Origin of the sequence: Paenibacillus sp. USHLN196 (assembly GCF_037144955.1) — a bacterium.
GTDB classification, from domain to species: Bacteria; Bacillota; Bacilli; order Paenibacillales; family Paenibacillaceae; genus Paenibacillus; species Paenibacillus xylanexedens_C.
Map to the genome: position 1 here is coordinate 1 of NZ_JBBCYH010000012.1, position 12,692 is coordinate 12,692.

Below are 12,692 nucleotides of genomic sequence, written 5' to 3' on the forward strand. Positions count from 1 at the left end.
GTATTAGGCATGCCGCCAGCGTTCGTCCTGAGCCAGGATCAAACTCTCCAATAAAGTATTGAAAAGAGCGATAAGCTCATTTTGAATCTGACGAGATTAAAAATCTCATTTTTGCTCCAGTGGATTCAAACCAAGGCTTGTTTCCAACTTTCGCGTTCATTCTGCAAGCAGAATGTTCACTCACTCGTTGTTCAGTTTTCAAAAATCAAACACGATTTGTTTCACTTGTTTTTTCGTCTCAACCAAGTTTCGGCGGCGACTTAAATAATGTAACACATTTCGTTTGTTTTCGTCAAGAACTTTTTTAATTTCTTTTTTGAAGCTTTAGTTCTTCAATTTTCCTCTTAAGATTTTATCACTTGTTGGCGATAAGCTCGTTTGAGGAACGAAATATAATGTATCACATATCGCGAATGAGAGTCAACATTTTTTTATAAATTATTAAACAAACAAAAAAGGAAGGTTTCCCCTCCCTTATGTGATGAATATAGTACCAGTCTTCTAGATGAGGTTATGCCTCAATCCAATACCGAATGTCCCGGCCCTCTCCTTCGATTGATGGCCATCCTGCCGATTCTTTTACAATAGAACGAAAGACCAGCTTACGGAGAACCAACGGCAGATCCTCTCTAACAAATCTTAACTGGGGATGATGAACAAGTTCATTCATGCTCCACGGCTCCTTGCGACTTCTTAACACACGGAGTAAAAGCTCTGAACATTCACTCATTTTGGACATTACGGAGAACTCACAGGCAAGCAATACAAGCTCTACTCGCTGCTCCAGCGTCTCCGAGCTTACGGTAAGCTCCTGATATAGCTTCCATAGAGCGCGGTCCAGATTCTGCACATGTGTCCATACCGCATGATCCGGGTATATCCCCTGTTCAATCAACACAATTCGTGCCCAGTTCCCCAAAGCCTCTAATACATTGTAGTAGGCGTCTACCACATGACCTTCTTGGATATGACGCTTGGCCTCGACATACATTCTCAAGAAACTGGAGAATTCGTGCAGAAGCTTCTGCTCACGCAATTCTGTACCAAAAGCAGACAATTCTTCTCGCAAATCACTTAATGCGCTGTCTGCTTCCCAGATGATCTCACCTTCAATCAGACACTGGGTGAGGTTATTATGATTACCGGTAATTACACTACTCTGTACTTCATGACGGCTGGCATAGATCATTTGATAACGAAGATCACCATATCTGTAATGCCCCACCGTCGATGTCAATTGGTCATCGTTATGAACAACAAGTACTAATAATTCAAAATCTTGAACTAGGGAGCCGTGGAATCGCTCTCCCGTGTGGGAATAAGCGATAGCCCCAACTGCCCCCGTCTCTTCCGACTGTTCGGACAAAAAAGCAAGGTTCTTTAATTCCACGATTCCCTCCATACAATTCATGGCAGATAAGCGCCAAGTCAGTTATAATGTAATTCTACATCCAGACTAAAGTTTCCTTCTTTTCCAGGCCCGATACTACTCATACGATAGGAGCATTTTTCATGATTTTTAAATCAGCAAAAATTAATGCTTTTCGCACTTGGGGATTACTGCTGACCATGCTGGGTATGGGCCTAATGATACTGGGGACAGCGGGGATTGTATTCTGGGGACATGCAGGCAAAGTATTCGCAGCTGTTGGACTCGTCATCGGACTGATTGCCATGATGGCCAGTCTGGCCATCTATTTCTGGGCTGGCATGCTCTCCACCAGCGCAGTACAAGTCGACTGCCCGGAATGCGGGAAGTTAACCAAAATGCTTGGCAAAACGGATCGATGCATGTTCTGTCATACCATCCTCACCCTGGATCCTAATAAGGCTAATATGACCAGTCAACAACTGAAAGCGCCTTCTACAACAGCCCCCCCACCGATGGATAGTACAAATTGATCTTCAACCGCCCGATGTCTTACACCTTAATTTCATCCAAGAACTAAAAAAAGGCCCGGTATGTCTACCGGACCTTTTTTGGCTTGGCTTATAAGTGTAAGTAACCCTTGTAAATGTTATGAATAGTTAAAATACGAAGTTAAGTTATAAGTCCTACAGCTATAAAATGATAGATTGCATGTAAGATGGTACCGAACGGGAGCAACTTTTGGCTCTGCGAAGAAAAACAAGCAACGTGATCAGTCAAACCCGTAGCAAGTTAATTATTTCTGGTAACCGGCTTGCTTTAATACCTCCCAGGCAGAAGCATTAGCAAAGCTCCGATTCCACGCAGCTACTCCGCCCAGTTTCAACGATGCAATCAAATCCACACGCGCCTGCAGGGACACGGCATCTTCGATCCATATTTTCTTGGTAGCTCCGTCTTCCTCATATTCCACATAGTTCTGTCCACTTGCCTGATCCAGTTCGGGTTTGAGTTTCTTTTCTTGGATGAGTTCCACAATGGTATTCATGCCTACCGCTTTGGAAGACACCTTAACCTCGCCTTGATCATCCGTCTCTTCCGTCCAGATCCGTGTGTAGAGCGGAACCGCCATAATCAACTTGTTAGAAGGTACTTCATCCTCCTCAAGTATGCGTCTCATGGAAGCCTCGGTCCACGGCAGAGACGCTACCGAACCTGCCTTGGGACTGGCCGCCCAATGTTCATCATAAGCCATTACAATAACATAGTCTGCAAAAGAACCTAAAGCACGGCGATCCAGAAAGGCTGACCACATCTCGCTGTTCGATTTTGGTGTCACATCAATGGATAACATTAATCCATTGATGCGTGCCATCGCCTTGATCTCGCGTACAAATTGCGTAATATTCGGCCCGTCATCTGTATACACGTTCTCAAAGTCGATGTTGATACCATCCAATTGATATGTCTGTGCATACTCTAGCATCTGCTCGATAATATGAGTGCGTGTCTTGTAAGAAGCGACGGCTTCTTTTGTAATGTCGGGATCAAAGCTGTTATCCATTAACCCCCATACTTCCATGCCGGAACGATGAGCCCAGTTTACATAAGCCTGGTTTCCCTTACTTTTCACAGTGCCCTGTCCATCTGTAATGTGGAACCATGTGGGGCTGACCACATTTACACCCGGCATTTTACCAATAGAGCTTACATCAGGCTGACGATTGTACACAGCTTCCCAAACCAGGTTGACCGGTTTATTCTTCCACTTTTTCTCAGCTGCAGTCAGCGTGTACTTGGGCATGTCCACCTTTTTTTTCTCGGTGAGCGCGATATAATCATTATCAACATATCCGGCATAACCATTATCGAGTTGAACAAAACTCTGGTCATCACCTGTCTGCCATACACGTACCCGTGCATTCTCTTCCATGTCAGCAATGATTGGTGAGGATTCTCCCCCATGTTTATATAGCGGCACTGTCTTGTCTTCTTTGGATGACAACGTATCAATCGCTGCATATTGTATCGTGTCTCCTCCACGCATCAGCAGCACAGCACCTGTTACCGCATCTTCCTGTATGGTTATGCCGTATACTTCTTTCAATGGTTTGAGCGGAATGTATGCTTCTCCGTCCTTAACCTCCGGCTTAACCGTCATAGGATAGTCCTTGTGATTAAGTTCTGCTTGTGTGCTGCCCTCCTTCATATGAAGGACACGCTGAGGGGTGGCAATAATGATATCTCCCGACTCTGGTTCATAACGTATACCCGCATCAATCGCCTCTTGCAACACCTTAACAGGCAACTTGAGTTGATCCCCTGTACCCGAAGCGTCTCCGTCCATCAGTTGCCCATCCACAAAAATAGGCTGACTTCTTCCTACCCAATCCGGGTCTTCATGGGTCTGGTTCAACCATACATTCGTTATAAGCCAGTAGGCACCCCCAGCGATCAGACAAGCTCCGAGAAAACCGGGCCAAAATGAACGTCGCTTCTGACGTGTATATCTGCTTTTTCTACCCAAACGTCTACCTCCGTTAATTATGCTGAATCATAAGAATGTGCGCATAAGTTGTTATAAAAAAAACGTGTAGAATCCATACTCTGAATTCTACACGTTAATATTGTAATTCAACTCTCTTAATCCCTGCAACTTTTACAAACGCCATATACTTCTAATCGGTGACCATGTACTTCAAAACCCGTACTAGACTCCGCTTGAAGTTCTACACTTTTGAGTGAAGGATAGCTGAAGTCTTCAATCTTGCCGCATTGATCGCAGATAACATGATAATGATCCGTCACATTGGCATCGAAGCGGCTTGAATTATCTCCGTATGTCAATTCCCGGACCATGCCAGCTTCCAGAAACATCTTCAAATTGTTATATACCGTCGCCACGCTCATACTGGGAAATTGGGGTTCAAGCGCTCGGTAAATTTCATCGGCTGTCGGATGCCCCATGGATTCCATCAGATAGTTCAATATGGCATGACGCTGGGGTGTAATACGGACACCGGTCGTTTTCAGATGCTCCAACGCATGTTGGACACGTGTTGCCATAAAACCCACCGCCTTACCTTTCATTCATTCTCTGGTGAAGAGTGAGTACTGTCTCCTCGTACAGAGTTGATTCCCGGCCATTAACAACGACACCCCATCTATCGTGTCGTGTAATCTTGCCAGTGTACATTTATTTTACGGCGATTACAAGTTTATTGTCAACGCGGTGGTCAAGGAACCTCTGTAGAATCCTCCTGGGAATTTGCTCCGTGTTCGGTGATCTGCTCCAGATTTTCAGCCGAATCTTCAGACTCTGGTGTAACTATTTCAGGCGTAGACACGGCCGGGTTGCTCTGAATGGTGAGATCACTGTTGCCTTCAATTTTCACCCTGTACTCACCCTCACCGAGCTGGCCTTCTATGGTTTTGTTCTGGACTTTGAAAGGCAAATCAGTGCTTAAATCTCCATAACTGCTGGAACCCGAAAGACTATAGTCTCCCCGATCAGGGAGCAGCACGTTAATGGCACCTACAGCACTGTACACATCCCAGTCTCCTCCGACTTTGGCAGATACGATGTTAATACTGCCATTGAGCGATTGAGCCCTGATTCCCAGATTGGCACCATCCAGCGTAATATTGCCGTTACGTGTCTCTGCCGTGAATTCGCCAACGGAGTCTGCGATACTGATACTTCCCACTTGTGTGGTCAGATCGACATCTCCTGAAACACCGCGAGCCTTCATGTCTCCACGGTTACTGTCCAGATCTACATTACCAATGGCGTTGGCCACAATGACATCTCCGTTCAACGTTTTCCCCGAGATATCTCCCACGGCATTGGTAATCCGGATTCGTCCGTTCCCCGTTTCAGCTAATATAGTACTGATCGCTTCCGGACGATTTAATAATATGGCTCCATTGGAAGTTCGAATATCCAAATTAAAGCGACGATCATCCGGAATCGTAATAGTCATATTCATCCGTGGCTGTGTTTTTTCATTTTCTCCATACGTCTTGCCTGTAGCCTTGATATGAATTACTTTCGTTCCATCCGTCTCTACAAAAGAGGCATCCGCTACGGCTTTCGCCTGCACCTCCGTCGTCTGATCCACCCAGATAACCGTTCGTACTTCAATCTCCTCTGTGTCTCCCCGTTGTACCGAGATATCTCCGTTCACACCTTCAACCACCAGATCTGAAGTATCCATACCAACAGGTACACGGATCGTGCCCTTATCCTCCATATATCCTGCAGCTTGACTGTAGTCCATGGAAGCCGCTCCAAGATTTAGACTCACTCTATTCCATAAGTGCATGTAGTGATCCTGTTCCGTAACAATAAATACAGAAGCCGCCAAAATCAACGAGGTCAGAATGCCTTTGGCATCGGGTCTAAAACGTACTTTTATGGGTTCATCAGGATTGTCTGAATTAACGGATTGCACTTTTTTTCTTCTACGTGTCCACAAGAACAGCACAATATATTCCACGCCTAAAACAACGAGTAAAAATGGCCACCAGTCCACCATCTCATATACATAGTCAGTTCCCCACCGTTTATCCAAAATCAACAGCACACCAACCGCTATGATTAAGGCGGCAGCCGTATAGCGGCCAACCCGGACTTTACGGTTCATCAGGTTCCCCCCTTTATCGTATCGACTACAATTTTTTCTTGTTCAACATAACCCAAAACTCACGCCCGAACAGAAGCAATCCCCCTACAATCATAAGAATCGCAAATGAATATCCACCGTACATGGCAAGAATCTCCTGGAACCAGCGTGGTTTACGGAAAAACAGTACCATCAAAGACCCTCCCACAATCAGGAGCAATCCAAATGATATGCCTCTCTCCCAGACCATCATTGCATCTCGTGTAGAACGTTCATTGGATACCGGCTTGTCCAAAGTTCCCTGGGTTACTGCTCTCCGTCTGCGCATCATGACCCAATCTGCAGATTGCAGCACATCATATACATTGTAAAAGTAAATAACCGGGATACACAAAGCAAGCAAGATGAGCAATGGCACATTGATCTGTATTCCAATGGATGAGAAGTACAACACTGCTGACAGATCAAGCAAAACCAGCAGCATAAAGGTCAAACCTCGCATGTACAATCTCAGATAAATATGACCAAGCCCAGGAATAATGGCACTAAGTAATCCCGCAATAAACTTATGAGTCCGATTTCTGACCGGTTTGGCCTGAACTGTACGGGTCTTTTTGTTCAATTGACGTCTCCGCTTCATAACATACTCCTCTCTTCTGATCTGACCTTCCGCTCTTCATGCATTTGGTTAGATAGTACCCTAAAGAGCAAGGAGAGTAACTGGAAGAAATATGGATATGACCAAAAACCCTCCGGCACTACTGCCTGTGGAGGGTTGTAATTCATTTATTCGATCGAAACTTTGGTCACGTGTTCCCACTGTCTTAACTTAGATACAAGCCCTACTGTTTCGAAATCATGCGGTACCTGGACATGCAGCACAATCTCAATTTTGCGTTCAACCGATATCATCTCTGCAAATGCCAGGTCTTGTTCATTCACAGTAATTTTACGGATCTTGATCTTCTCCTGCTCCATACATGAAGACAGTTGTTCCAGAAAACCGGGTTCTGACAACGTATGAAGTGTAACGACATGCATCTTGTTCCCTCGTAAATACCTCAGCTCCAGTTTGTTAAATACCCAGAGATTAAGCAATACCAGGACGGTGGATACGATCGATGCAAAAAAGAATCCCGCACCTGCTGCGAGTCCAATAGCTGCAACAACCCAGATCGAAGCTGCCGTAGTCAGACCGGTGATGGATTTTCCAGTGAAGAGAATTGTCCCTGCTCCCAGGAATCCGACACCAGTAATTACAGCTGTAGCCAGACGGGCTGGATCGATCCTTACATTTAATTCATTAGCAAAATCTTTAAAGCCATAAACAGACAACATCATAATCAGTGCAGAGCCCAGACAGACCAAAATATGGGTACGCAAACCAGCAGCATGATTGGACCGTTCCCGCTCCAGGCCTACGAGCCCTCCAAGCAGCATAGCCAGTAATAATCGTAATAAAATGTGCCACTCATCAATGAACCAGGGATCGCCCAAAGTCGGTATTCCTCCTCCAAGTTGTTAACGTTATTAAAGTTTATTCTTGTGAAAAGTCGTTAATTCCACTCCAGGTGCAATCTGTGTAACTTCCACGGGTTTGAAACCAAATTTGGTGTACAGTTTCACAGCGGGTTGATTCAGCGTTCCTGTGGAGACGATATAACGCGGAAGATCCGCATGCTGTTCCAATACATGCGTCATTAAAGATGCAGCGATTCCCTTGCGAAAGTGATCTGGGTGCACCATCATTCGTGTAATGGTCAGTGTGTTCTCCTCTTCCTCCGCTACAGCGACAGCCCCGATAAGTTCCCCGTCATCATGGACACCATAAAAGTGCTCTCCGCAATCCCGAAGTGTCTCCATCGTATCCATCAAAGGAGGAATCTCCTGAAATCCGATGATTTCAGCTTCCAATCGATAGGCCACATGTTGAAGTCTCCATAACTGTCCCAACGTCTCCAGATCACGCAGTGACAATGATTGAATGTTCATATCCGTTCCCCCGTCTGAATTACTTTCGTCTATTTATAACAAAAAGAGGCTGTCACAGGGACGAGCCTCTTTCTGTCCGGCCTCACCGGAAGGATTAGCGGTTCAGTACATCTGCAAGCAGTTGGTTGGCGAGGGCGGGATTCGCCTTGCCTTTACTTTCTTTCATAACTTGACCAACGAGGAAACCAATGGCTTTCTGTTTACCAGCCTTATAATCTTCCACAGATTGAGGATTGTTCGCCACAACCTGCTCCACGATGGCTAGAATGGCACCTTCATCACTAATCTGCACAAGACCCTTCTCTTCAACGATCTGCTGTGGAAGCTTGCCGCTCTCCAGCATTTCCTTGAATACGGTTTTCGCAATTTTACTGTTAATGGTACCCTTCTCCAGCAGTCCGATCATCTCACCCAAACCTTGACCTGTTAGTGGAACCTGAGTTACCTCGAGGTTACTCGTATTCAGGTAACCCAACAAGTCGCCCATAATCCAGTTGGATACGGATTTGGCATCCTGAGTGAATTTCAGGCTATCCTCAAAAAGATCAGCTATAGCCTTGGATGAAGTAATAACCTCTGCATCATAGCTAGGCAATCCATAATCAGCTGTGTAACGAGCTTTACGCTCGTCTGGAAGCTCAGGTATGGTAGCCTTGATCCGCTCTTTCCAGTCTGCATCAATATGCAGCTTCACGAGATCCGGGTCCGGGAAATAACGGTAGTCATGCGCCTGTTCCTTGCCACGCATCGACAGTGTTTTTCCTTGAGCTTCGTCCCAACGACGCGTCTCCTGAACCACTTCACCGCCATCATCCAGAATTTCAGCCTGACGATACTGTTCATATTCCAGACCACGCTGCACACCACGGAAGGAGTTCATGTTTTTCAGCTCGGCTCTTGTTCCCAGCTTCTCCTGACCATGTGGACGCAAACTGATGTTGGCGTCACAACGCAGTGAACCTTCTTCCATCTTCACATCCGACACATCACAGTACTGCATGATTGCACGCAATTTTTCGAGATACGCACGTGCCTCTTCCGGAGAAGAAATCTCAGGCTCGGATACGATCTCCACAAGTGGGGTACCGACACGGTTGAAGTCCACCAAAGACGCGTACCCACCATCGATATGTGTAAGCTTCCCTGCATCTTCTTCCAAGTGAAGACGCGTGATGCCGATTCGTTTCGTTTCACCATTCACTTCGATATCAATCCAGCCGTTCTCACCGATCGGTTGATCGAATTGCGAGATCTGATAGGCTTTTGGTGAATCGGGGTAAAAGTAGTTTTTACGGTCAAACTTGCTGACATCAGCAATCGTACAATTCAGGGCCATCGCTGCCTTCATCGCATAGTCTACAGCTTGACGATTCAGTACAGGCAATACGCCCGGATGCCCAAGGCAGACCGGACAGGTATGCGTATTCGGCGGAGCTCCAAAAGCTGTGGAGCAACCACAGAAAATTTTGGAGTTCGTGTGCAACTCCACGTGGACCTCAAGTCCAACGACCGTTTCATATTTAGATGCGGACATTTCTATATTCCTCCGTTCCGGGCAGTCTACAGCTGCGGACGCTGCTTGTGGAATTCTGTATTTTGTTCAAACGCATGCGCTACACGCAATACGGTCGTTTCATCAAATGCTTTACCGATAATCTGCAGGCCTACTGGCAATCCTTCCGAGAATCCACATGGAATACTAACGGCAGGTACACCAGCTAGGTTGACCGGAATCGTCAAAATATCGTTCAGATACATCGTAAGTGGATCATCCACCTGTGAACCCAGTTTGAACGCCGTTGTTGGCGCAGTTGGTCCGATAATGACATCATATTTGGCAAATACATTGTCGAAATCCTGTTTGATCAATGTACGAACTTTCTGTGCTTTCAGATAATAGGCATCATAGTAACCCGAGCTGAGTGCATACGTTCCAAGCATGATGCGTCGTTTCACTTCAGGACCAAAGCCTTGACTGCGGGATTGATGATACAGATCCAACAAGTTGTCCGGATTGTCTGCACGCACGCCATAACGTACACCATCAAATCGAGCCAGGTTCGAAGAAGCTTCTGAAGAAGCAAGTAGGTAATACGTAGCCACCGCATATTCGGTATGCGGGAGGGACACTTCTTCCCATGTTGCCCCGAGTCCTTCGAGAACTTTCAATGCAGACAGAACGGTCTCTTTCACTTGTGGATCGACGCCTTCACCGATGTATTCTTTCGGAACGGCAATACGAAGTCCTTTGACATCACCTGTCAGTCCACTCAAATAATCGGGGATCTCCACTTTTGCAGATGTCGAATCTTTGGCATCATAACCAGCAATGGCTTGCAATACATAGGCAGAATCTTCAACATTTTTCGTCAAAGGTCCAATCTGATCCAGGGATGAAGCAAATGCCACAAGACCAAAGCGGGAAACAAGTCCATATGTCGGCTTCAATCCGACAACACCGCAATACGAAGCAGGCTGTCTGATGGAGCCACCTGTGTCTGATCCGAGTGTAAAATATGCTTCTCCCGCAGCCACAGCTGCTGCAGAACCACCACTGGAGCCTCCTGGAACACGATCAAGTGCCCATGGATTACGTACAGGGGAGAAACTTGAATTCTCATTGGAGCCGCCCATGGCGAATTCGTCCATGTTGAGTTTACCAATAGTTACGGTATCCGCAGCTTTCAATTTCTCGACAACTGTCGCATCATACACCGGGTCGAAATTACGAAGAAACTGGCTACCACACGTCGTGCGCAGTCCGTTTGTAACGATGTTATCCTTAATGCCTACAGGCAGGCCGAAAAGCAAACCTTTCTCCTCGCCGCTAACCAGACGGTCATCCAGTTGACGTGCACGAGCGCGTGCTTGTTCTTCATCCAGTGCCAAATATGCCTTAACTTTATCATCATGCGCGTCAATGTTCTGATACGCCTGATCCACCAGATCGCTGACCGACAGCTCTTTGGCATGCAGCTTGTTATGTAACTCAGGCAACGATTGTTCAAATAAACTCACTGTTTTTGTCCTCCTTCCGGTTATCCGTTATTCCATTACAGCAGGCACTTTAAACTGCCCGTCTTCTTCTTCCGGTGCATTGCGCATCACCTGTTCAATCGACAGGCTTTCTTTGGTCTCATCATCACGCATGACATTGCTTACGTGCAGAACGTGAGTGGTGGGTTCGATGTCTTCTGTATCCAGCTCATTCAGCTTTTCTGCATATTTTAAAATCGCGTTCAGCTGACCTGTCAGGGTCTGTTCTTCTTCAGCAGTCAAGTTGAGCCGGGCCAGCTTGGCCACATGCTGAACGTCATTATTCGAAATACTCATTAGCGGATGCCTCCTTCATTCGTTCTGATTCCCGAAACGACCTGAAACGAATCGCTCGTTTAACGGGCTAAAGTCTCAAGATAACTTTTTTCATTATAGGTGAGATAGTTCGACAATTCAATGCAAATGACCTGACAGGCTTCCGGGAAGCTGAAATCAAACTTATAAAATAAAAAAGAGCCGGCATCAGCCGACTCTTAAAATTCTAAATCCATGCACGCAGATTAACCTGCTTTATAAAATCCGCCTGTGACATAACATCGTTCGCGGTTTCCTCTTCCTCTTCCACAGCTTGAAAATCTCCGTTCATCAGATGATGAAACAGCTTCTCATTGTGTGTCGCAAGGGCGTAATCTATCAACGCTTCTCGCTCGACCCGCTCAGCTTCCTGCTTCAGCAGAACCTCTTCCAGATCGACGTCGCCGGATGGAACAAAAAAGTTCCGGTTCACCTGCGGCACTCGAAGCACGTAATCGAACGCATTGTCCGGATTCCGGTCATAAGCGATGATGAAACCATATTCCCCCACAGGAAGATTCTGCTCAAACGCATCCGCGACGATGACAACCTTCTCTCCTAATCGCAGCATCGTCTAACCTCCTGGTAGTCTATCTTTAATATTTATCTGTATAGTCTACTAGAAAAGAATAACGATGTCTAGGAATACTAGAATTAAACAACATATTTGTGCAAAATCTTTTTTCTCTGCATTAGTACGTGTTTAAAAAGAACGGTATTCGGTACCGAGAAGATGGGATGAAGTTAGAAATGGAGTAGCGGACTTTTTTAAACAACCTCTATTAAAACAATCATATTTTCTTGTTTTGTGTACCTGGCTTGCGTTGTGATCGAATCACGACGAACCAGTATATGATGAGCGGCGTGGGAAATCCGGTGATCCCCCATAATCCCCATAACCAGGGGAAACGTCCACGTTTGCGTGCGTCCTGAAAGATCCATGTGCCCTGGACCAAAAGAAAAATGCCAAGCAATGTAAGCCACAGTGGAGAAATCTCATCCAATGAATAATGCATTTTATTCATGACGAACCTCCTTCCGGCGCCGTCCGGCCCAGATCACAGCCAAAATCACTGCAACAGCTGTACCAAGAGCCTGGATTCCCAAATATAGAGCTGGAGCAGATACAAAAAATAATGCCCCGAACGTAATGGCAAGCAATCCAACCAACCAGAAACATATCATCTCTATCCAATTGGCTCGACGTCTAATCTGTTTCCGTTCCCTGACTTGGGCTTCAAGTGAACCCAAGGAAGGAATACTTGTCGGCTCAAATGCATCATCCAGCACTTTCATGTGTTGCTGCAATCGTTCTACAACTTCTTGTTCTTGTGCATCATCTGATCTGCCCATCC

Annotated in this window: 14 protein-coding genes; 1 reads left to right on the forward strand and 13 read right to left on the reverse strand. The window is 46.0% G+C overall.

What is annotated here, in order from left to right:
• Positions 1–511: 511 nt before the first annotated feature.
• Complete coding sequence (locus WFI24_RS24645; protein WP_336764711.1) at positions 512–1,390, reverse strand: nucleotidyltransferase-like protein; 879 nt, start codon at positions 1,388–1,390, stop codon at positions 512–514.
• A 122-nt stretch (positions 1,391–1,512) separates the two neighbouring features.
• Here WFI24_RS24645 and WFI24_RS24650 point away from each other — a divergent pair, with 122 nt between their 5' ends.
• A complete protein-coding gene (locus WFI24_RS24650) occupies positions 1,513–1,902 on the forward strand; it encodes a DUF2614 family zinc ribbon-containing protein (protein ID WP_336764712.1) in 390 nt (129 codons plus the stop codon).
• Positions 1,903–2,165: 263 nt separating this feature from the next.
• On the opposite strand, the gene WFI24_RS24655 is transcribed toward WFI24_RS24650, so the two are convergent.
• The 12 genes from WFI24_RS24655 to WFI24_RS24710 form a co-directional block, all read right to left on the reverse strand.
• Entirely contained in the window at positions 2,166–3,896 is a 1,731-nt protein-coding gene (locus tag WFI24_RS24655; RefSeq protein ID WP_336764713.1) for a glycosyl hydrolase family 18 protein, read from the reverse strand.
• A 116-nt stretch (positions 3,897–4,012) separates the two neighbouring features.
• Positions 4,013–4,435, reverse strand: a complete 423-nt coding sequence (gene perR, locus WFI24_RS24660) for a peroxide-responsive transcriptional repressor PerR (protein ID WP_026081471.1) — start codon at positions 4,433–4,435, stop codon at positions 4,013–4,015.
• Between the two features lie 170 nt (positions 4,436–4,605).
• Positions 4,606–6,015, reverse strand: coding sequence for a DUF4097 family beta strand repeat-containing protein (locus WFI24_RS24665; protein WP_336764714.1), 1,410 nt, complete (start codon positions 6,013–6,015; stop codon positions 4,606–4,608).
• Between the two features lie 25 nt (positions 6,016–6,040).
• Positions 6,041–6,634: a hypothetical protein gene (locus WFI24_RS24670; protein WP_336764715.1), complete on the reverse strand. Its 594-nt coding sequence runs from the start codon at positions 6,632–6,634 to the stop codon at positions 6,041–6,043.
• Between the two features lie 146 nt (positions 6,635–6,780).
• The gene (locus tag WFI24_RS24675; protein WP_145325779.1) at positions 6,781–7,491 is read right to left on the reverse strand and encodes an MgtC/SapB family protein; all 711 of its coding nucleotides are present in this window, start codon (positions 7,489–7,491) and stop codon (positions 6,781–6,783) included.
• Positions 7,492–7,524: 33 nt separating this feature from the next.
• Positions 7,525–7,986: a GNAT family N-acetyltransferase gene (locus tag WFI24_RS24680; RefSeq protein WP_336764716.1), complete on the reverse strand. Its 462-nt coding sequence runs from the start codon at positions 7,984–7,986 to the stop codon at positions 7,525–7,527.
• A 94-nt stretch (positions 7,987–8,080) separates the two neighbouring features.
• Positions 8,081–9,520 carry an Asp-tRNA(Asn)/Glu-tRNA(Gln) amidotransferase subunit GatB gene (gatB, locus tag WFI24_RS24685; RefSeq protein ID WP_336764717.1) on the reverse strand — a complete coding sequence of 480 codons (1,440 nt, stop codon included), beginning with the start codon at positions 9,518–9,520 and terminating at the stop codon, positions 8,081–8,083.
• A 26-nt stretch (positions 9,521–9,546) separates the two neighbouring features.
• Complete coding sequence (gene gatA, locus WFI24_RS24690; RefSeq protein WP_336764718.1) at positions 9,547–11,004, reverse strand: Asp-tRNA(Asn)/Glu-tRNA(Gln) amidotransferase subunit GatA; 1,458 nt, start codon at positions 11,002–11,004, stop codon at positions 9,547–9,549.
• A gap of 27 nt (positions 11,005–11,031) precedes the next feature.
• Positions 11,032–11,319: an Asp-tRNA(Asn)/Glu-tRNA(Gln) amidotransferase subunit GatC gene (gatC, locus tag WFI24_RS24695; protein ID WP_076333553.1), complete on the reverse strand. Its 288-nt coding sequence runs from the start codon at positions 11,317–11,319 to the stop codon at positions 11,032–11,034.
• A 205-nt stretch (positions 11,320–11,524) separates the two neighbouring features.
• Positions 11,525–11,908 (reverse strand): hypothetical protein, encoded by a 384-nt coding sequence (locus tag WFI24_RS24700; RefSeq protein ID WP_024631336.1) that lies wholly within the window; start codon positions 11,906–11,908, stop codon positions 11,525–11,527.
• Between the two features lie 220 nt (positions 11,909–12,128).
• Positions 12,129–12,362 (reverse strand): sigmaY antisigma factor component, encoded by a 234-nt coding sequence (locus tag WFI24_RS24705; protein WP_336764719.1) that lies wholly within the window; start codon positions 12,360–12,362, stop codon positions 12,129–12,131.
• Positions 12,355–12,690 (reverse strand): YxlC family protein, encoded by a 336-nt coding sequence (locus WFI24_RS24710; protein WP_336764720.1) that lies wholly within the window; start codon positions 12,688–12,690, stop codon positions 12,355–12,357. The genes WFI24_RS24705 and WFI24_RS24710 overlap by 8 nt, the downstream gene beginning before the upstream one ends.
• Between the last annotated feature and the right edge of the window lie 2 nt (positions 12,691–12,692).

Coding starts and splice junctions, on each gene's coding strand:
- WFI24_RS24705 (WP_336764719.1), bottom strand. CDS start 12,362: ATGAATAAAATGCATTATTCATTGGATGAGATTTCTCCACTGTGGCTT.
- gatC (WP_076333553.1), bottom strand. CDS start 11,319: ATGAGTATTTCGAATAATGACGTTCAGCATGTGGCCAAGCTGGCCCGG.
- perR (WP_026081471.1), bottom strand. CDS start 4,435: ATGGCAACACGTGTCCAACATGCGTTGGAGCATCTGAAAACGACCGGT.
- WFI24_RS24670 (WP_336764715.1), bottom strand. CDS start 6,634: ATGAAGCGGAGACGTCAATTGAACAAAAAGACCCGTACAGTTCAGGCC.
- WFI24_RS24650 (WP_336764712.1), top strand. CDS start 1,513: ATGATTTTTAAATCAGCAAAAATTAATGCTTTTCGCACTTGGGGATTA.
- gatB (WP_336764717.1), bottom strand. CDS start 9,520: ATGTCCGCATCTAAATATGAAACGGTCGTTGGACTTGAGGTCCACGTG.
- WFI24_RS24700 (WP_024631336.1), bottom strand. CDS start 11,908: ATGCTGCGATTAGGAGAGAAGGTTGTCATCGTCGCGGATGCGTTTGAG.
- WFI24_RS24665 (WP_336764714.1), bottom strand. CDS start 6,015: ATGAACCGTAAAGTCCGGGTTGGCCGCTATACGGCTGCCGCCTTAATC.
- WFI24_RS24710 (WP_336764720.1), bottom strand. CDS start 12,690: ATGGGCAGATCAGATGATGCACAAGAACAAGAAGTTGTAGAACGATTG.
- WFI24_RS24680 (WP_336764716.1), bottom strand. CDS start 7,986: ATGAACATTCAATCATTGTCACTGCGTGATCTGGAGACGTTGGGACAG.